Consider the following 17,271-nt stretch of genomic DNA (forward strand, 5'->3'; position numbering starts at 1 on the left):
ATCTGGCCCGGAGTGCACAGAGCGGCGGGAAATCGTGGAACAGCAGACAGGCGCGGGCGCGGTGCTCGCGGGCCGGTACCGGCTCATCGAGCCCATCGGCAGCGGCGGCATGGGCAAGGTGTGGCGCGCGCATGACGAGCTGCTGCACCGGACGGTCGCGGTCAAGGAACTGACGGCGGGCCTTTACGTCGCCCAGGCCGACCGAGAGGTCCTGCACGCCCGCACCCAGAAGGAGGCGCGGGCCGCGGCCCGCATCCAGCATCCCGCGGTGGTCACCGTCCACGACGTGCTGGAGCACGACGACCGGCCGTGGATCGTCATGGAGTACATCGACGGCCCCTCCCTCGCAGAGGCCGCCAAGGCCGCCGGCCGGATCGAGCCGCGCGAGGCGGCCCGGATCGGGCTGCACGTCCTCGGCGCGCTGCGCGCCGCGCACAAGGTCGGCGTCCTGCACCGGGACGTGAAGCCGGGCAACGTGCTGCTCGCCAAGGACGGCCGGGTCCTGCTCACGGACTTCGGGATCGCCGCGATCGAGGGCGACTCCTCGATCACCCGCACCGGCGAACTCGTCGGTTCCATCGACTACCTGGCCCCGGAACGGGTCACCGGCGGCGCCCCCGACCCGTCCTCGGACCTGTGGTCGCTCGGCGCCACCCTCTACACGGCCGTCGAGGCGCGCTCGCCGTTCCGGCGTACGTCGCCCATCTCCAGCCTCCAGGCCGTCGTCAACGACGAGCCGCCCGTCCCGCGCCAGGCCGGCGCCCTCGGCCCGGTCATCACCGCGCTGCTGCGCAAGGACCCGGCCGAGCGCCCCTCGGCCGGCGAGGCCGAGCGGATGCTGATCGAGGCGATGGAGGGTCGCGAACCGAAGGCGGCGCAGGCGTACGTGCCGACGCGCGCGGTCAGCGCCGAGGAGATGGCCCCCGCCCAGGCCGAGGCCCCCGGGTCCGAGCCGACGCCGGCCCCGACGGCCGCCCTCGCGGGGGCGTCGGCGGGCGCGGCGGGGCGCCCGCCGGGCCGGTTCAGGCGGGCCGCCGTCGTCGCGTTCGTGGCGGCGCTGCTGGGCGGCGGCGGGGTGTTCGGGGTGCTCACGTACCTGGACGACAAGGGAGACGGCGGCGGGGCCGACGCCAAGCCGCAGGCGGTGGCCGGCCCGCCCGCGGGCTGGAAGAAGGTCACCGACCCCGCCGGCTTCACCCTCTTCGTCCCGGAGGGCTGGACGCGCCAGATGGACGGCAACCAGATCGACTACACCCCGGACAACGGGAAGCACTTCATCCGGATCGCCGCCGACTCCACCCCGGACTACGAGAACCCGTACGCGCACCTGCTCGACCTGGAGAAGCAGGTGGCGAAGCGGACGGACTACAAGAAGCAGCGGCTGAACCAGAACACCTTCCGGGACAGCACCCGGGCCGCGCTCTGGGACTTCACCTGGACCGAGAAGAACGCGCACGCCGGGCCGCGCCGGGCCATCGAGCAGATGTACATCGCCCCGAACGACACCGAGTACGCGATCTACATGGCGGGCCCCGCCGACACCTGGAACACGACCCGCCAGCAGTTCGACATCGTGCTCAGCGGCTGGGAGCCGCCCGCCAAGAAGCCGTGAGCCCTTCGGGGCCGCCTTTTCCCGCACCGGACCGATTCCGTCATCGTGCCAGCGATCGCTGGCAGATTTGGCAAAATCCGGTTACCGGCGGGTACCCAAAGGGAGTCCGGCGCAATACGCTCACCGGCATGACGGACTCGCAGGCCCCCGCCGCCCCCCTCCGCACCGCACCGCAGCCCACCAACCCGGTCGCCCCGGCCCCCGCCGGCGTCCGCACCGCCGCCGACGTGGTCACCCCCGACCTCGTCGCCCGGCTGACCCGCGGAGTGATCGGATCCGGCCGGACCGCCAACCACACCCCGTTCACCGGGGAACGCCTGGCCGAGCTGCCCGAAGCCACCCCGCAGGACGTGGCCGGCGCCTTCGACAGGGCCCGCGCGGCGCAGGCCGCCTGGGCCGCCGTCCCCGTACGCCGCCGGGCGGCCGTCCTGCTGCGCTTCCACGACCTGGTCCTGGAGCGGCAGGCCGAGGTGCTCGACCTCATCCAGCTGGAGACGGGCAAGGCCCGCCTGCACGCCCACGAAGAGGTCCAGGCCGTCGCCGTCGCCGCCCGCCACTACGGCCGCAAGGCGCCCGCGTACCTGCGTCCCAAGGGCCACACCGGCGCCATGCCGACCCTCACCAAGGTCACCGAGCTGCGCCAGCCGCGCGGGGTCGTCGGCCAGATCGCCCCGTGGAACTACCCCCTCGAACTGTCGGTCGGCGACGCGCTGCCCGCCTTCGTGTCCGGCAACGCGCTCGTCATGAAGCCCGACACCGAGACCGCGCTCACCGCCCTGTGGGCCCGCGACCTGCTGATCGAGGCAGGGCTGCCCGCCGAGGTCTTCCAGATCGTCCTCGGCGAGGGCCCCGTCGTCGGCCCCGAGGTGGTCCGTCACGCCGACTACGTCTCCTTCACCGGCTCCACCCGCACCGGCCGCGAGGTCGCCCAGGGCGCCGCCGCCCGCCTGGTCGGCGTATCCCTCGAACTCGGCGGCAAGAACGCCATGCTCGTGCTCGCCGACGCCGACATCGAGAAGGCCGCCGCCGGCGCCGTCCGCGCCTGCTTCTCCTCCGCCGGCCAACTCTGCATCTCCATCGAGCGGCTCTACGTCCACGCCTCGATCGCCGACGCGTTCGTCGAGCGCTTCGCCGCCCGCACCAAGGCCATGCGGCTCGGCAGCTCCCTCGCGTACGGCGCCGACATGGGCTCGCTCGTCGGCGAGCGCCAGCTGGAGACCGTACGCCGACACGTGGACGAGGCCGTCGCCAAGGGCGCCACCCTCGTCGCCGGCGGCGTCCACCGCCCCGACATAGGCCCCCTCTTCTACGAGCCCACCATCCTCGACGGGGTCGAGGCCCCCATGGCCGTCTGCGGCGAGGAGACCTTCGGCCCGGTCGTCTCGATCTACCGCTTCACCGACGAGGACGAGGCCATCGCGCAGGCCAACGCCACCGCCTACGGCCTCAACTCCAGCGTCTGGACCAAGGACGCCCGCCGCGGCCACTCCGTCGCCGCCCGCCTGCGCACCGGAACCGTCAACATCAACGAGGGCTACGCCCCCGCCTACGGCAGCGCCCAGGCCCCCATGGGCGGCATGAAGGAGTCCGGCCTCGGCCGCCGGCACGGCTCCGAGGGCATCCTCAAGTACACCGAGGCCCAGACCGTCGCCCACCAGCGCGTGCTGCCGATGGCGCCGTCGCTGGGCATGGACGACGCGAAGTACGCCGAGTTCATGACCCGCAGCCTCAAGGTCATGAAGGCGCTCCGATTCCGTTAGGCACGACCGCCCGGGAGGCACCGCAGTGTCGTACGACTACGACTACGACTACGACGTCATCGTCATCGGATCGGGCTTCGGAGGGTCGGTCTCGGCACTGCGGCTCACCGAGAAGGGCTACCGCGTCGGCGTCCTGGAGGCAGGACGCCGCTTCACCCGCGACAGCCTGCCCCGCAACAGCTGGGACCTGCGCAACTACCTCTGGGCACCCGCCCTCGGCCTGTACGGGATCCAGCGCATCCACCTGCTCGGCAACGTGATGGTCCTCGCGGGCGCCGGCGTCGGCGGCGGCTCGCTCAACTACGCCAACACCCTCTACGTGCCGCCCGCCGCCTTCTTCGAGGACCGCCAGTGGGCGTCCATCACCGACTGGCGCGAGGAACTCGCCCCGTACTACGACCAGGCCAAGCGGATGCTCGGCGTCCGACTGAACCCCACGCTGACCCCCTCCGACGTCCACCTCAAGGCCGTAGCCGAGAAGACGGGCGTCGGCGACAGCTTCCACATGGCGCCCGTCGGCGTCTTCTTCGGCGACGGCGACGACGCCGAAGGACAGCCCCGCGTCCGACCCGGGCAGGAGGTCCCCGACCCCTACTTCGGCGGCGCCGGCCCCGCCCGCAAGGCCTGCACCGAGTGCGGCGAGTGCATGACCGGCTGCCGGCACGGCGCGAAGAACACCCTGAACGAGAACTACCTCCACCTCGCCGAGCGGGCCGGAGCCGTCATCCACCCCATGACCACCGTCACCGCCCTCGCCGAACACCCCGACGGCGGCTACCGCGTCCGCACCGTCCCCACCGACCACCGCCGCGCCGGCCGGGCCAAGGTGCTGCGCGCCCGGTACGTGGTCGTCGCGGCGGGCACCTACGGCACCCAGACCCTGCTGCACACCATGAAGGACCGCGGCGAGCTGCCCCGCCTCTCCGCCCGCCTCGGCGACCTGACCCGGACCAACTCCGAGGGCCTGGTCGGCGCCCAGACCGACGACCGCCGCTACCGCAGGCGCCACGGAGCCGCCGCCCGCGCCGACTTCACGCGGGGCGTGGCCATCACCTCGTCCGTCCACCCCAACGCCGACACCCACATCGAGCCCGTCCGCTACGGCAAGGGCTCCAACGCGATGGGCTTCCTGACCGTCCTCCAGGTGCCGTACTCCGCGCACCGCGTACGCGCCTGGCTCGGGCGCACCGCGAAGCACCCCGTGCAGCTGCTGCGCTCGCTGTCCAACCGCCGCTGGTCGGAGCGGACCATCATCGGGCTCGTCATGCAGTCCCTGGACAACTCCCTGACGACCTACCGCAAGCCCGGCGGCCTCGGCAAGGGCCTGCTCACCGCCCGACAGGGCCACGGCGCGCCCAACCCGGTCCAGATCGCGGAGGCCACCGAGGCGGCGACCCTGCTGGCCGAGGAGATCAACGGCTTCCCCGGCAGCAACATCGGCGAACTGATGGGCACCCCGCTGACCGCGCACTTCCTCGGCGGCTGCCCCATCGGCGCCTCGCCCGAGGAGGGGGTCGTGGACCCGTACCACCGCCTCTACGGGCACCCGGGCATCTCGGTGGTGGACGGTTCGGCGGTCTCCGCGAACCTCGGCGTCAACCCGTCGCTGACGATCACGGCGCAGGCCGAGCGGGCGATGTCGTACTGGCCGAACAACGGCGAGGCCGACCCGCGGCCCGCGCAGGGGGCGGCGTACGTCCGGCTCGCGGCGGTGGAGCCGAACCGGCCCGCCGTCCCGAAGGAGGCCTTCGGCGCGCTGCGGCTGCCGGTCCTGGCGGTGCCCGAGGTGCCGGCGCGGAAATCGGCCGCGACGCAATCGGAACCCCGGCCTTGAGCCGGGTGAGTACCGCGCTCCCCCTCCGAGCGCGGTACTCACCGCGGTACAAGAGTGGACAGGCGGTTGCCGAAGAAGGTTGTACCGGAATCCTTTTCACGGTGCTGTGGTGTCGGTCACATGACAAGCGAGGCAACTGTGGCGGCGTTCCGAGGGTCAAGGGGGGCATGAGACAGCGCATCTCCCTGCTGGCCGCCTGCGGCCTGGTGGCCGTCGGGCTGGCGGCCACCCCGGCGAACGCCGCGGATCCCGTCTTCACCCTGACCGGCCCGACCGCCCTCGCCCTGACCCCGCACCCCGGCGGCACGGGCACCCCGAAGCCGACGGCGCTCGCCTTCCGCCTGGACCGGCCGGCCGGGGCCACGCTCGCCTTCGAGGGCGAGTTCACCTTCACCGTCGACCTGTCCAAGGTCGCCCCGTTCGCGCTCGTGCGGGAGAAGGCCGCCGCGACCGGGCAGCCGAAGTGCAGGCCCGTCGCCGCCACCCTCGTCTGCACGGACCGGGCCACGAAGGACGGCGGCCCGGTCGGCTTCGACCTGGAGGCCACCGCCGTCCAGGGCGCCGCCGACGGCGCCACCGGCCCGCTCACGGTCACCGGTACGGCCGCCGGCGCGACCGTCACCTCCGTCACCACCGCGCTCCAGGTCGGCGGGCCCGACCTGGTCATGGAGGAGATGAAGCTCAAGACCGCCCCGAAGCCGGGCGAGAGCCAGGCGCTGCCGCTCGCCTTCACCAACCTGGGCACGCAGTCCGCGAAGGGCGTCATCCTGGAGCTGGAGACCACGCACGGCCTGGAGCTGCCCGAGCGGTACGACAACTGCCGCTACGTCCCCGGCCGGACCGCGACCACCGCGGTGTGCACGGTGGAGGGCGAGTTCCAGAAGGGCGAGACCTACGAGCTGGCCGGCGAGAGCCCGCTGCACGTCAAGGCGACCGCGCACGCCCGTACCGAGCGGCTCGCCTACGGCATCTACCCGGTGGCCACGCCCGCGCAGACCGCCGCGACCGGGCAGGGCGAGGCGAAGACCGAGCCGGGCAAGGCGGAGCAGGGCAAGGCGGACCAGACGGCCGGCAAGAACGGCACCGGCACCGATCGCCGCAAGCTGACCGCCACCAAGCGCGCGCAGCGCGGCCCGGACCTCAACCCGGCCGACAACCGGCGCACGGTCGACTTCGCCGTCGAGAACGGCGCCGACTTCGTCGCCGACGCCCTCACCCTCAAGGGCAAGGCCGGCGCCACCGTCAAGGCCGCCGTCACCGTCCGCAACCTCGGCCCGGCCTGGGTCTTCGACCCCCGTCCCCAGGCCTCGGCGGCCGTCGCCGAGGTGCGGCTGCCGCAGGGCGTGACGGTGCGGAAGGCGCCGGCGTCCTGCCGTCCGGCCACGACGGGGGAGACGTCCCGCTACCTGTGCGTGACGGGTGCCTCCGTGCTGGAGAAGGAGAAGATCGAGTTCCCCTTCGAGCTGCGGATCGAGAAGACGCTCCGTGACGCCAAGGGCGCCATCACGGTCGGCCGGCCGGGTGCGCAGGGGGCGCCCGAGAAGCACCTCTTCGACGCGAACCCGGCCAACAACCTGGCCGACCTCGTGGTGAACCCGACCGCCGTCAGCCCGAGCCCGAGCACCTCGACCAGCGCGAGCCCGAGCGCCTCCGCGAGCGCTTCCGCGAGCGCCTCGGCTTCGCCGACGGTGGGCGTCAGCTCCGGCGCCACCCCGAACGGCGGCTCCCGCGGCGGCCCGCTGGCCTCCACCGGTAGCGGCGCGGGCCTGATCGGCATCGCGGCGGCCGCGCTGTTCGCGGTCGGCGGCGCGCTGTACCTGGGCTTCCGCCGGCGCGGCGGGGTCCACGCGTAGCGGTGGACGCGCGACGGCCGGCCCGGGGCGTCCCCCGGGCCGGCCGTTTCTTTACGAGGTGACCGGGCTGCTGTCCCCTGCCGTCCGGTCACGCGGAGCCACGCGTGGTGGTGCGGCCTGACCAACGAAGGGTTCCGCGCGCCGGTCACGCACCGGACGAGTGACGAACACCCGTCACACCCGGCCCCGGCAGAGCTCCAGCAGGGTCATGGCGAGCGCGGTGCCGGGCTTGCCGAGGGCGTCACTGAAGTGGTTCAGCACCTCCATCTCGCGCGAGAGGTGCACGCGGCGCCCGCCGGAGGCCATCCGGGCGTCCTGGATGACGGCCGAGACGGCCATGCGTTCCTGGATCAGGCCGATGATCCGGTCGTCGAGGGCGTCGATGCGGGCGCGGGAGTCGGCGATGAGCTGCTCGGGGGTGGTGGTGATCGTGGTCATGGCGGTCGGTCTCCTGTCGGGGGTGGGGCCGACGGGACCGGAGGAACGCCAGAGCGCCCCGGTCCTGTCGGACCGGGGCGCTCTGGGAAGTTCAGCGGCTCAGACGAGCATCACGAAGACCCATGGCGACCGGACCGGCCGGTGCCATAGGTAAAGAGGAAGCTCAGCTGCTTGCGCATGGAGTGGATTATGGCCCTCCGCCCCCCGCCGGCCCAAACGCGTTCGCATGCTGAGACGCCGGTGCGCTGCCGCGCGTGACCCGGGCGTGGTCGGTGTACACACGGCGAAACAGCCCGTGCCCGGTCGACGACGCGGACAGCGTCGCGACCCATCGTCGCGTCTGGCGGACGCTGCGCGACTCCGCCGTCTACGGGGCGGATGCCCAGCGGGTGATCGGGGAGGCGCGGCGCGGGCTGTGAGGTGGTCGTCGCGCTGTGTCGTCGTGGCGTGGGACTCGGATGGTGAGACGAATCGGGTCACCCGTCCGCCGTTAGAATCGACAACACAACACTCTTTCCGCCCGGAAGGCCGCCCCGTGCCAGTAGCACCCTCCGCCGCACCGGACGTCGTCCTCGTTGTCGACTTCGGCGCGCAGTACGCCCAGCTCATCGCCCGCCGCGTCCGTGAGGCCCGGGTCTACAGCGAGATCGTGCCGAGCACGATGCCCGTGGCCGAGATGCTGGCCAAGAACCCCAAGGCGATCATCCTCTCCGGCGGCCCGTCCTCCGTGTACGAGGAAGGCGCCCCGCAGCTCGACCGTGCGATCTTCGAGGCCGGGATCCCCGTCTTCGGCATGTGCTACGGCTTCCAGCTGATGGCCACCACCCTCGGCGGCACCGTCGACAACACCGGCGCCCGCGAGTACGGCCGTACCGCGCTGGCCGTCTCCAAGGCCGGCTCCACCCTCTTCGAGGGCACCCCCGAGCAGCAGTCCGTGTGGATGTCCCACGGCGACGCCTGCTCCGCCGCCCCCGAGGGCTTCACCGTCACCGCGTCGACGGACGTCGTCCCGGTCGCCGCCTTCGAGAACGACGAGAAGAAGCTGTACGGGGTCCAGTACCACCCCGAGGTCATGCACTCCACGCACGGCCAGCAGGTGCTGGAGCACTTCCTCTACCGCGGCGCGGGCCTGCAGCCCACCTGGACCACCGGCAACATCGTCGAGGAGCAGATCGCGGCCATCCAGGCGCAGGTCGGCGACAAGCGTGCGATCTGCGGCCTGTCCGGCGGCGTGGACTCCGCCGTCGCAGCCGCCCTCGTGCAGAAGGCCATCGGCTCGCAGCTGACCTGCGTCTACGTCGACCACGGCCTGATGCGCAAGGGCGAGACCGAGCAGGTCGAGAAGGACTTCGTGGCCGCCACCGGCGTCCAGCTGAAGGTCGTCGACGCCCAGGAGCGGTTCCTGACCGCGCTGGCCGGCGTCTCCGACCCGGAGACCAAGCGCAAGATCATCGGCCGTGAGTTCATCCGCGTCTTCGAGCAGGCGCAGCTGGAGATCCTCCAGGAGGACGGCCCCGCGGTCGCCTTCCTCGTGCAGGGCACCCTGTACCCGGACGTCGTCGAGTCCGGCGGCGGCACCGGCACCGCGAACATCAAGTCCCACCACAACGTGGGCGGCCTCCCCGACGACATCGAGTTCGAGCTCGTCGAGCCGCTGCGCCAGCTGTTCAAGGACGAGGTCCGGATGGTCGGCCAGGAGCTCGGCCTGCCCGAGGAGATCGTCCAGCGCCAGCCCTTCCCCGGCCCCGGCCTCGGCATCCGCATCGTCGGCGAGGTCACCAAGGAGCGCCTGGACCTGCTGCGCGAGGCCGACGCCATCGCCCGCGAGGAGCTGACCTCCGCCGGTCTGGACCGCGAGATCTGGCAGTGCCCGGTCGTGCTGCTCGCGGACGTCCGCAGCGTCGGCGTCCAGGGCGACGGCCGCACCTACGGCCACCCGATCGTGCTGCGCCCCGTCTCCTCCGAGGACGCGATGACGGCCGACTGGACGCGCATGCCGTACGAGGTGCTCGCCCGCATCTCCACCCGGATCACCAACGAGGTGCCGGACGTGAACCGCGTGGTCCTGGACTGCACCAGCAAGCCGCCGGGCACCATCGAGTGGGAGTGACCTCGCTGGGCGTGATCCCGCCCCGCCGTCCGTGACGAAGCCGCCGCCACCCCTCGGGGAGCGGCGGCTTCGCCGCGTGCGGGGCCACTTGTGTATGGCCACTTCGCGCGGCCGCCGGTACCTTGCGCGCCGAGCCGAAGGAGGGGGTCCTGCATGCCGGATCAGCCCGTGCCCGTGCCAGTGCCAGTGCCCGTCGAACGGTTGCGGTTCGAGATGCCGCCCGCGCACCAGGACGCGGACGCGGAGCGCGCGCGGCGCAAGGAGCGGCTCGCCGGCGCGCTGCGGCTGTTCGCGCGCCTCGGGTACGAGGACGGGGTCGGCGGGCACGTCACGGCGCGCGACCCGGAGTTCGAGGACTGCTTCTGGGTGAACCCGTTCGGCCGCGCCTTCGCCCACCTCGGCCCCGAGGACCTGCTGCTGGTCGACGGGGACGGGCGGGTCGTGCGGGGTGAGCGGCGGGTGAACCAGCTGGCGTTCGCCGTGCACGCGGCCGTGCACCGGGCCCGCCCCGAGGTGGTGGCCGTCGTCCGCGCGCAGGCCCCGTACGGCCGCGCGCTGGCCTGCCTCGGCGAGCTGCTCGCCCCGATCACGCACGAGGCCTGTGCCTTCTACGAGGACCACGCGCTCCTCGACGAGTACGCCGGCGCCGAGGACGCCGAACGGATCGCCCGCGCGCTCGGCCCGTACAAGGCGCTGATCCTGCGCCACCACGGGCTGCTCACGGTCGGCGCGTCGGTGGACGCGGCCGCGTGGTGGTTCGTCGCGGCGGAGCGGGCGGCGCAGGTCCAGCTGATCGCCCGCGCGGCCGGGAAACCGGTGGCGATCGACCACCGGCGGGCCGTGGCCACGCGGGAGCGGTTCGGCGGGGATCTGGCCGCCTGGGTGAGCTTCCAACCGCTGTGGCAGACGGTCACGGACAGTGGCGTCAACATCATGAACGGTTAATCACCTGCTCTGACATCGTGCGCAATCCGGAGCACTGCCCCAGTGGTGCACAATTCGCTGGCATCGCACCGAAGTTCAGAGAGGCGGCACGCGCGTGGCTGTCCAAGAGATCCCCAGAAGCACCCACGGCGGCGCCTGCACCTGCGACGACTGCCCGCACGGAGCCCGGGAGGGGCACCGCCGGGCGGTGGCCGCCTTCCTGGAGAAGCGCGACGAGTTCGCCGCGGGCCAGGGGGTGCCGGCCGCCGTGGCCCACTCCCTGGGCGCCTCCCGCCAGTGGGTGTCCGACGAACTGACCCTGTCCGCCCGCGCGGCCGCCGACCGGGGCCGGGAGGCCGGGCACTCCTGGCTGTACCTGCTGTCCCGGCGGGCCGTCCTCGCCCTGTGGATCGCCGCCGGGGTGCTGCTCGTCGTCCAGGTCGGCACCGCGCTCGGCACCGGCTGGTCCACCGCCCGCACGGCGGGGCTGCTGGCCGCGCTGGCGCTGGCCGGGCTGCTCACCGTCGCCGCACGGGCGCAGTCGCCGCGCGGCGGGCTGCTGGCGCCGCTGGTCGGCGAGGACAACCGGCTGTCCACCTCCAAGACCGTCCCCGCCGCCTGGCTGGTGCTGACGGCGTTCGCGGCGCTGCTGCCGGCGCTGCGGCTCGCGGCCTCCTCGCCCGGCCCGGAGCGCGAGGCCCTCTACGCCGGGCTCGCGCTCGACCGGGCGCTGCCGCTGCTGGCGGTGCTCGGGTTGACGTCGGGGGTGGCGGTGCTGGTGCGCCGGGTGGTCTCCGTACGGATCATGGGGCAGCGGCTGCAGAAGCTCCCGGCCGACCGGCCGTCGGGCGCCGACCTGCTGACGGACGACGCGGGCCGGGGCAGCTTCACGGACGCCCAGTACGTGCTGGTCTCGACGGTGGTGCTGGCCTTCGCGGCGGTGTCGCTGGCCCGCTTCCCCGACCGGCTGCCCCGGCTGCCGTGGGCGCTGGCGCTGCTCGTCGCGCTGTCGGCGGTGGTGTACCTGGCGGCGAAGTACGCCGAGGGCAGCCGACCCCTCGTCCTGTCGGTGGTCCGCCGGCGCGAGCCCGGCGACCTGGACGCGGCCGTGCGTCCGGGCGACGACATCGAGATCCGGGGCGTGGGCTTCGTACCGCCCGGCGCGCAGACCCCGGAGATGCTGGCCCGGATCGTGGTGCGGATCGGGTCGGTGCACGTGCACGTGCCGCTGGTGCCGGTCGCGGGCGGCTTCACCAACCCGTCGGACGCGGTGCTGACGGTGCCGATCCCGGCGGAGGTCGAACCGGGCCGCACCGAGATCCAGGTGGTGACCGCCGCCGGAGTGGAATCCAACCGTCACGGCATCGAGGTCGCCGAGTGAACGGGGTATGCATGGGGGCGTGACCCGAACCGATGTCCAGAACGCGGTGCGCCACGACGTCGCCCGCCACGCGCTCCTGCCCCTGCGGATCTTCCTCGGCGTGACCTTCGTATACGCGGGTCTCGACAAGCTGACCGACTCCGCGTTCCTGTCCGCCACCGGCAGCGGCTCCATCGGCGAGATGATGCGCGGGGTGCGCGACACCTCCGCGATCCCCGCCCTGGTGGACCTCACCCTGAAGGCCCCCGTCGGCTTCGCCGTCTTCCTCGCCGTCGCCGAACTCCTCGTCGGCCTCGCCACCCTGGCCGGCCTGTTGACCCGGATCGCGGCCGTCGGCGGAGCGCTGATCTCGCTCGGCCTGTGGCTGACGGTGTCCTGGGCGGTCACCCCGTACTACTACGGCAACGACCTGATCTACATGATGGCCTGGACCCCGCTGATCCTCGCCGGGGCGCCCTACCTGTCGGTGGACTCGCTGATCGGACGCGCCTTCGGGCGCTCGTCCCCGCCCTCGGCCCCGCGGCCGTCCCTGCCGTCGGTCCTGCGGTCGCGGCGTACGGCGTAGGTGATCAGACCGACGAAGGCGGCCAGGCACAGTCCGCCCACGGCCATCGGGACCACCAGGTACCAGGGCAGGTCGGTCTCCCCGGTCGCGTCGAGCAGGTAGAGCACGCCCGCCGTCGTCAGGACGAGGCCGGCCAGCAGCCGTCCCGGCTGGAACTCATGACGCCGCACGGGCCACCTCCACCTGTCCCGCGCCCGCTTCCAGGCGCAGTTCGATCGTCCCGCCGGCCTCGGTGCCGGCGGCGGGGGGCAGGGTCGCCCGCCGGGTCTCTCCGCCGTCCTTGATCCGGATCTGGCCGCCGCGGTCCCCGGGCAGCTGGATGTCGCCGATCCGGATCGAGATGGTCGCCTTCGCGGTGACCTCCCGGGGCAGGACCACCTTCAGCCGGCCCGCCTCGATCGTGGCGCGCACGGGCACCGTGGCGCCCTTGGGCACGTCCAGGCCGGTCAGGTCCAGGGTCGCCAGCCCCGTCCCCGAGGTGTAGAGCGGCTTGACGTCGGCCACCGCCGTCGGACGCCACACGACGTCGTGCCAGTCGGTGGCGATCTCGCGCGGCAGGACGGCGGCCACGGCGAGCAGCCCGGCCGTGATCAGCGCCAGCAGGATCGTGCCGAAGCCGGTACGGCCCTTGACGGAGCTGACCGCGAGGCCCAGCCCGAACATCGCGAGGGCCGCGGCGAAGCCCACCTGGAGGGCGTGCGAGAGGGTGCTGCCCTCCCACACCGCGGCCGTGCCGGCCGCCCCGGCCAGCAGCGCCAGCACGAACACCCGCCCGCCGATCCCCGACGGACGCCGCGCCGCCGCCGGGGCGCCGCCGCGCACGTCCCGACGCGTCCGGCCCGCCGGCTCGGCGGTGTCGTCCGGCCCCCACAGGTAGCCGGTGGATCCCACCGGCCCGGTCGTGCCGTCCTTCACCAGCGGATCCCGCCACCACGACGGGCTGCCCGGCACGGGCGGCGCCTGCGTCTCCGGCGGCGCCGGACGGTGCGCGGCGGGCCGCTCGGGATCGGGGGAGCCCGCCTCCGGGGCGACCGTGTGCCGGTGGCGGCGCGACCAGTACGCGGCGCCGCCGAGCGCCAGGATCGCCAGGACCGAGAAGGCCCCCATCACCCCGTTGTCGAGCATCGACAGGAACAGGGCGCAGCCCACGAGCGCCGCGAACACCGCCGCCAGGGTGGCTCCCTCGACCCGGCCCGTCAGCAGCTTCTTTCCCTCACTGTCCTCCTCGCCGGCCACGGGCAGCAGCAGCCACGCGAAGCCGTAGAAGATCAGCCCGACGCCACCGGTCACCGCGAGCACCCCGAGGACGATCCGGAACACCAGCGGGTCCAGGTCGAAGTACCGGCCGAGACCGCCGCACACGCCCGCGAGGACCTTGTCGTTCTTGCTGCGGCGCAGGGGCGGACGATCCCCCGGGGCGGGTGCCCCCGCAGCGGGTCCCCCCGAACCGGCCGGCGGGGCGTCGTGTACGTCGGTCATGCGTCCATGGTGACGGCCCGCGCGGGCGTGCGGCACCGGGGCCGACCCTGGCGCAACCCTGATATCCCCCCGGCGGAACTGGGGGAACGCCCTGATGCCCGGCCGGGCCCGCGCGTGTGACCCTTGGTGTCATGCCCGCAGCAGCAGCCGCCGCTCCCCGCGCCCCGCACGCACCGGACGCCGACGAACCCGCCCCGCGCAAGCTCTACCGCAGCGCCGACGGGCGGATGCTCGGCGGCGTGGCGCGCGGCCTCGCCGGGCACCTCGGGCTGCCCGTGCTCTGGGTGCGCCTGGCCTTCCTCGGCCTGTTCCTGTTCGGCGACGGCCTCGGGGTGCTGCTCTACGCCGCGTTCTGGGTGTTCGTTCCCCTCGGCGTCGGCGGCAGCACCGGACACCACTCCTTCTTCGAGACCCTCGACGACGGCACCCGGCGCCTACGCAAACCCGACAAGGGCGCCGTGTCCGGGCTCATCGCGCTCGTCGTCGGCGCCGGCATCTTCGTCTCGCAGCTCAGCGTCGGCGGCGAGAACGGCCGCTACATCTGGCCGACGCTGCTCGTCGGCGCCGGCGTGGTCCTCGTATGGCGCCAGGCCGACAACGCCCGCCGCGCCCACTGGCGCCCCGCCACCGCCGCGCACGGCCGGCTCTTCCAGGCGGTGCGGGCCCTCGCCGGAGTGGCCCTCGTCGGCGTCGGCCTGACCGTCTTCATCGTCGTACGCGGCTCCGCCGCCCAACTCGGCAACGTCCTCACCGCCACCCTCGCCGTCCTCGTCGGCATCGCCCTGCTCGCCGGGCCCTGGCTGATCCGGATGACGCAGGACCTCTCCGAGGAACGGCTGATGCGCATCCGCGCGCAGGAACGCGCCGAGGTCGCCGCCCACGTCCACGACTCCGTCCTGCACACCCTCACCCTGATCCAGCGCAACGCCGAGGACGTCGGCGAGGTACGCCGCCTCGCCCGCGCCCAGGAACGCGAGCTGCGCAACTGGCTGTACAGGCCCGAGGGCACCGGCAAGGACGAGGCCGAGGAGCCGACCACCCTCGCGGAGGCCGTGAAGAAGACCGCCGCCGAGGTGGAGGACCACCACGGCGTCCCCATCGAGGTGGTCGTCGTCGGCGACTGCCCCCTCGACGAGAAGCTCGCAGCACAGATCCAGGCCGCGCGCGAGGCGATGGTCAACGCCGCGAAGTACGGTGGCGAGGGGGGACCCGTACAGGTCTACGCGGAGGTCGAGGGCCGCACGGTGTTCGTGTCCGTTCGCGACCGGGGACCGGGCTTCGACATCGACGCGGTACCGGACGACCGCATGGGCGTACGAGAATCGATCATCGGCCGGATGCAGCGCAACGGAGGGACCGCCACACTGCGGTCCGCGCCCGACGGCGGCACGGAAGTCGAGCTGGAGATGGAGAGGGCGGCATGAACGAGGACAACGGTGTGACGCGGGCGGAGACCAGGCGCGTGCGGGTGGTGCTCGTCGACGACCACCGGATGTTCCGCGCCGGCGTGCAGGCCGAGATCGGCGAGACCGCCCGGACCGGCGTCGAGGTCGTCGGCGAGGCCGCCGACGTCGACCAGGCCGTCACGGTGATCACCGCCACCCGCCCCGAGGTGGTGCTCCTCGACGTGCACCTGCCCGGCGGCGGCGGCGTCGAGGTGCTGCGCCGCTGCGCCCCGCTGATGGCGGCGCACGAGAACCCGGTGCGGTTCCTGGCCCTGTCGGTCTCGGACGCGGCCGAGGACGTCATCGGCGTCATCCGGGGCGGTGCGCGCGGCTACGTCACCAAGACCATCACCGGCGCCGACCTGGTGGACTCGATCTTCCGGGTCCAGGACGGGGACGCGGTGTTCTCCCCGCGCCTCGCCGGCTTCGTCCTCGACGCCTTCGCCTCCACGGACGCCCCGCCCGTCGACGAGGACCTGGACCGGCTCACCCAGCGCGAGCGCGAGGTGCTGCGGCTGATCGCGCGCGGGTACGCGTACAAGGAGATCGCCAAGCAGCTGTTCATCTCGGTGAAGACCGTCGAATCCCACGTCTCCGCGGTCCTGCGCAAGCTCCAGCTCTCCAACCGCCACGAACTGACCCGCTGGGCGACGGCGCGCCGGCTGGTGTGACCTACGCCGCAGGCCCGTGGGGCAACCGGAACGGGGGGCACCCGACTCTTGGGTGGCGTGATGAGCCTGACGGGGACCCCCCTTTTCGCAACGGTGGTCGCCCTGACCGTGATCGCCGTCGCCCTTCCGCTCGCCCTGTGGAGCAGGGTGCGCGGCCCTGCCGTCGTACGCGGCGCGACCCGCGCCCTGATGGTGGTCTTCGCGCAGGTCACGGCCGTGGTCCTGGTGTTCGTCGCCGTCAACCGGGACATGAACTTCTACGCCTCCTGGGGCGACCTGATGGGCACCGGGAAGTACGTCCAGGCCGCCCCCGACCTCGGCCCGGACGGAATGGGCGGTAAGAAGGCCGAACAGGTCAGGGAAGAGCCCAAGGTCCGCCAGGACTTCCAGCCGGTCGAGGGCCTCGGCGGGCGCGTCAAGAAGACCGAACTCGACGGGAAGATCTCCGGAGTCAAGGGCGACGTCATGGTGTGGCTGCCGCCGCAGTACGACGACCCCGCCTGGAAGGACCGCAAGTTCCCCGTCGTCGAGCTGATCCCCGGCATCCCCGGAACCGGCAAGTCGTGGTTCCAGGGGCTCAAGGTGCACGAGGTGCTGGAGCCCCTGATGAAGGAGGGCAAGGTCCAGCCCTTCGTCCTGGTCTCCCCGCGCGCCATGCTGCTGGGCAACGCCGACACCGGCTGCGCCAACCTCACCGGCAAGGTCAACGCCGACAGCTGGTTCAGCGTCGACGTCCGCAAGATGGTCACCGACAACTTCCGCGTCTCCGACGAGGCGCGCACCTGGGGCGTCGCCGGGTACTCGGCGGGCGCCTACTGCGCCGCCAAGCTGGCCATCCTGCACCCGGACCGCTACAGCGCGGCCGTGTCCCTGTCCGGCTACAACGATCCGGGCCAGGAGCCCAGTTCCCTCGTCGCCCAGGACCCGGAACTGCGCCGCACCCACAACCTCAAGCACCTCCTCCAGACGCAGCCCGCACCGCTGGCGGTCTCGCTGTGGATGTCGGGCGCCGAGCACGACGGCTACCTGTCGGGCCTGGACCTCAAGGCCCTCGCGAAGGCCCCGACCACCGTGCACTCGGAGAAGGTCTCCGGCGGGCACAACCTCGACTCGTGGTCGAAGCAGCTGCCGCAGACCTTCGACTGGCTGAGCAAGACGGTCAAGGCGCCGTAGTCCTGCTGCGTCCTGCCGCGTACTGC

At 73.0% G+C, this 17,271-nt stretch carries 14 protein-coding genes; 11 read left to right on the forward strand and 3 right to left on the reverse strand.

Annotated elements, in window-relative coordinates:
- Positions 1-34 precede the first annotated feature (34 nt).
- The 4 genes from M4D82_RS20395 to M4D82_RS20410 all read left to right on the forward strand — a co-directional run bounded on the left by M4D82_RS20395 (position 35) and on the right by M4D82_RS20410 (position 7,059).
- The gene (locus M4D82_RS20395) at positions 35-1,612 is read left to right on the forward strand and encodes a serine/threonine-protein kinase (RefSeq protein ID WP_249767404.1); all 1,578 of its coding nucleotides are present in this window, start codon (positions 35-37) and stop codon (positions 1,610-1,612) included.
- 128 nt (positions 1,613-1,740) lie between these two features.
- Positions 1,741-3,372: a succinic semialdehyde dehydrogenase gene (locus M4D82_RS20400; protein WP_249767405.1), complete on the forward strand. Its 1,632-nt coding sequence runs from the start codon at positions 1,741-1,743 to the stop codon at positions 3,370-3,372.
- A 25-nt stretch (positions 3,373-3,397) separates the two neighbouring features.
- Positions 3,398-5,206 carry a GMC oxidoreductase gene (locus M4D82_RS20405; protein WP_249767407.1) on the forward strand — a complete coding sequence of 603 codons (1,809 nt, stop codon included), beginning with the start codon at positions 3,398-3,400 and terminating at the stop codon, positions 5,204-5,206.
- Between the two features lie 167 nt (positions 5,207-5,373).
- Positions 5,374-7,059, forward strand: coding sequence for a hypothetical protein (locus M4D82_RS20410; protein ID WP_249767408.1), 1,686 nt, complete (start codon positions 5,374-5,376; stop codon positions 7,057-7,059).
- A gap of 174 nt (positions 7,060-7,233) precedes the next feature.
- Here M4D82_RS20410 and M4D82_RS20415 read toward each other — a convergent pair whose 3' ends face one another.
- On the reverse strand, positions 7,234-7,497 hold the full coding sequence (locus M4D82_RS20415; protein ID WP_249767410.1) for a chorismate mutase: 264 nt from the start codon (positions 7,495-7,497) through the stop codon (positions 7,234-7,236).
- Between the two features lie 535 nt (positions 7,498-8,032).
- Between M4D82_RS20415 and guaA the strand changes: the two genes are divergently transcribed.
- From guaA to M4D82_RS20440, 4 genes are all read left to right on the forward strand, one after another.
- Complete coding sequence (gene guaA / locus M4D82_RS20425; protein WP_249767411.1) at positions 8,033-9,607, forward strand: glutamine-hydrolyzing GMP synthase; 1,575 nt, start codon at positions 8,033-8,035, stop codon at positions 9,605-9,607.
- A 153-nt stretch (positions 9,608-9,760) separates the two neighbouring features.
- Positions 9,761-10,552, forward strand: coding sequence for a class II aldolase/adducin family protein (locus M4D82_RS20430; protein WP_249767412.1), 792 nt, complete (start codon positions 9,761-9,763; stop codon positions 10,550-10,552).
- Between the two features lie 94 nt (positions 10,553-10,646).
- Complete coding sequence (locus M4D82_RS20435) at positions 10,647-11,912, forward strand: hypothetical protein (RefSeq protein WP_249767413.1); 1,266 nt, start codon at positions 10,647-10,649, stop codon at positions 11,910-11,912.
- A gap of 7 nt (positions 11,913-11,919) precedes the next feature.
- A complete protein-coding gene (locus tag M4D82_RS20440) occupies positions 11,920-12,477 on the forward strand; it encodes a TQO small subunit DoxD (protein ID WP_502988963.1) in 558 nt (185 codons plus the stop codon).
- On the opposite strand, the gene M4D82_RS20445 is transcribed toward M4D82_RS20440, so the two are convergent.
- Together M4D82_RS20445 and M4D82_RS20450 are read right to left on the reverse strand one after the other, a co-directional pair.
- Positions 12,369-12,647 (reverse strand): hypothetical protein, encoded by a 279-nt coding sequence (locus M4D82_RS20445; protein WP_249767416.1) that lies wholly within the window; start codon positions 12,645-12,647, stop codon positions 12,369-12,371. The genes M4D82_RS20440 and M4D82_RS20445 overlap by 109 nt on opposite strands.
- Complete coding sequence (locus tag M4D82_RS20450; RefSeq protein WP_249767417.1) at positions 12,634-13,956, reverse strand: PspC domain-containing protein; 1,323 nt, start codon at positions 13,954-13,956, stop codon at positions 12,634-12,636. The genes M4D82_RS20445 and M4D82_RS20450 overlap by 14 nt, the downstream gene beginning before the upstream one ends.
- A gap of 131 nt (positions 13,957-14,087) precedes the next feature.
- Between M4D82_RS20450 and M4D82_RS20455 the strand changes: the two genes are divergently transcribed.
- From M4D82_RS20455 to M4D82_RS20465, 3 genes are read left to right on the forward strand one after another with little or no spacing between them, the layout of a single operon-like run.
- On the forward strand, positions 14,088-15,380 hold the full coding sequence (locus tag M4D82_RS20455; RefSeq protein ID WP_249767419.1) for an ATP-binding protein: 1,293 nt from the start codon (positions 14,088-14,090) through the stop codon (positions 15,378-15,380).
- Complete coding sequence (locus M4D82_RS20460; protein WP_249767420.1) at positions 15,377-16,072, forward strand: LuxR C-terminal-related transcriptional regulator; 696 nt, start codon at positions 15,377-15,379, stop codon at positions 16,070-16,072. Before M4D82_RS20455 ends, M4D82_RS20460 begins: the two co-directional genes overlap by 4 nt.
- Positions 16,073-16,132: 60 nt before the next feature.
- Positions 16,133-17,245 carry an alpha/beta hydrolase gene (locus tag M4D82_RS20465; protein ID WP_249767421.1) on the forward strand — a complete coding sequence of 371 codons (1,113 nt, stop codon included), beginning with the start codon at positions 16,133-16,135 and terminating at the stop codon, positions 17,243-17,245.
- Positions 17,246-17,271: the final 26 nt, after the last annotated feature.

Origin of the sequence: Streptomyces sp. RerS4 (genome assembly GCF_023515955.1) — a bacterium.
GTDB lineage: Bacteria > Actinomycetota > Actinomycetes > Streptomycetales > Streptomycetaceae > Streptomyces.

Bases quoted from the DNA above. Each gene is read 5' to 3' on its own strand.
- M4D82_RS20465 (WP_249767421.1), top strand. From the start codon at position 16,133: ATGAGCCTGACGGGGACCCCCCTTTTCGCAACGGTGGTCGCCCTGACC.
- M4D82_RS20460 (WP_249767420.1), top strand. From the start codon at position 15,377: ATGAACGAGGACAACGGTGTGACGCGGGCGGAGACCAGGCGCGTGCGG.
- M4D82_RS20430 (WP_249767412.1), top strand. From the start codon at position 9,761: ATGCCGGATCAGCCCGTGCCCGTGCCAGTGCCAGTGCCCGTCGAACGG.
- M4D82_RS20450 (WP_249767417.1), bottom strand. From the start codon at position 13,956: ATGACCGACGTACACGACGCCCCGCCGGCCGGTTCGGGGGGACCCGCT.
- M4D82_RS20410 (WP_249767408.1), top strand. From the start codon at position 5,374: ATGAGACAGCGCATCTCCCTGCTGGCCGCCTGCGGCCTGGTGGCCGTC.
- M4D82_RS20440 (WP_502988963.1), top strand. From the start codon at position 11,920: ATGCATGGGGGCGTGACCCGAACCGATGTCCAGAACGCGGTGCGCCAC.
- M4D82_RS20415 (WP_249767410.1), bottom strand. From the start codon at position 7,497: ATGACCACGATCACCACCACCCCCGAGCAGCTCATCGCCGACTCCCGC.
- M4D82_RS20455 (WP_249767419.1), top strand. From the start codon at position 14,088: ATGCCCGCAGCAGCAGCCGCCGCTCCCCGCGCCCCGCACGCACCGGAC.
- M4D82_RS20400 (WP_249767405.1), top strand. From the start codon at position 1,741: ATGACGGACTCGCAGGCCCCCGCCGCCCCCCTCCGCACCGCACCGCAG.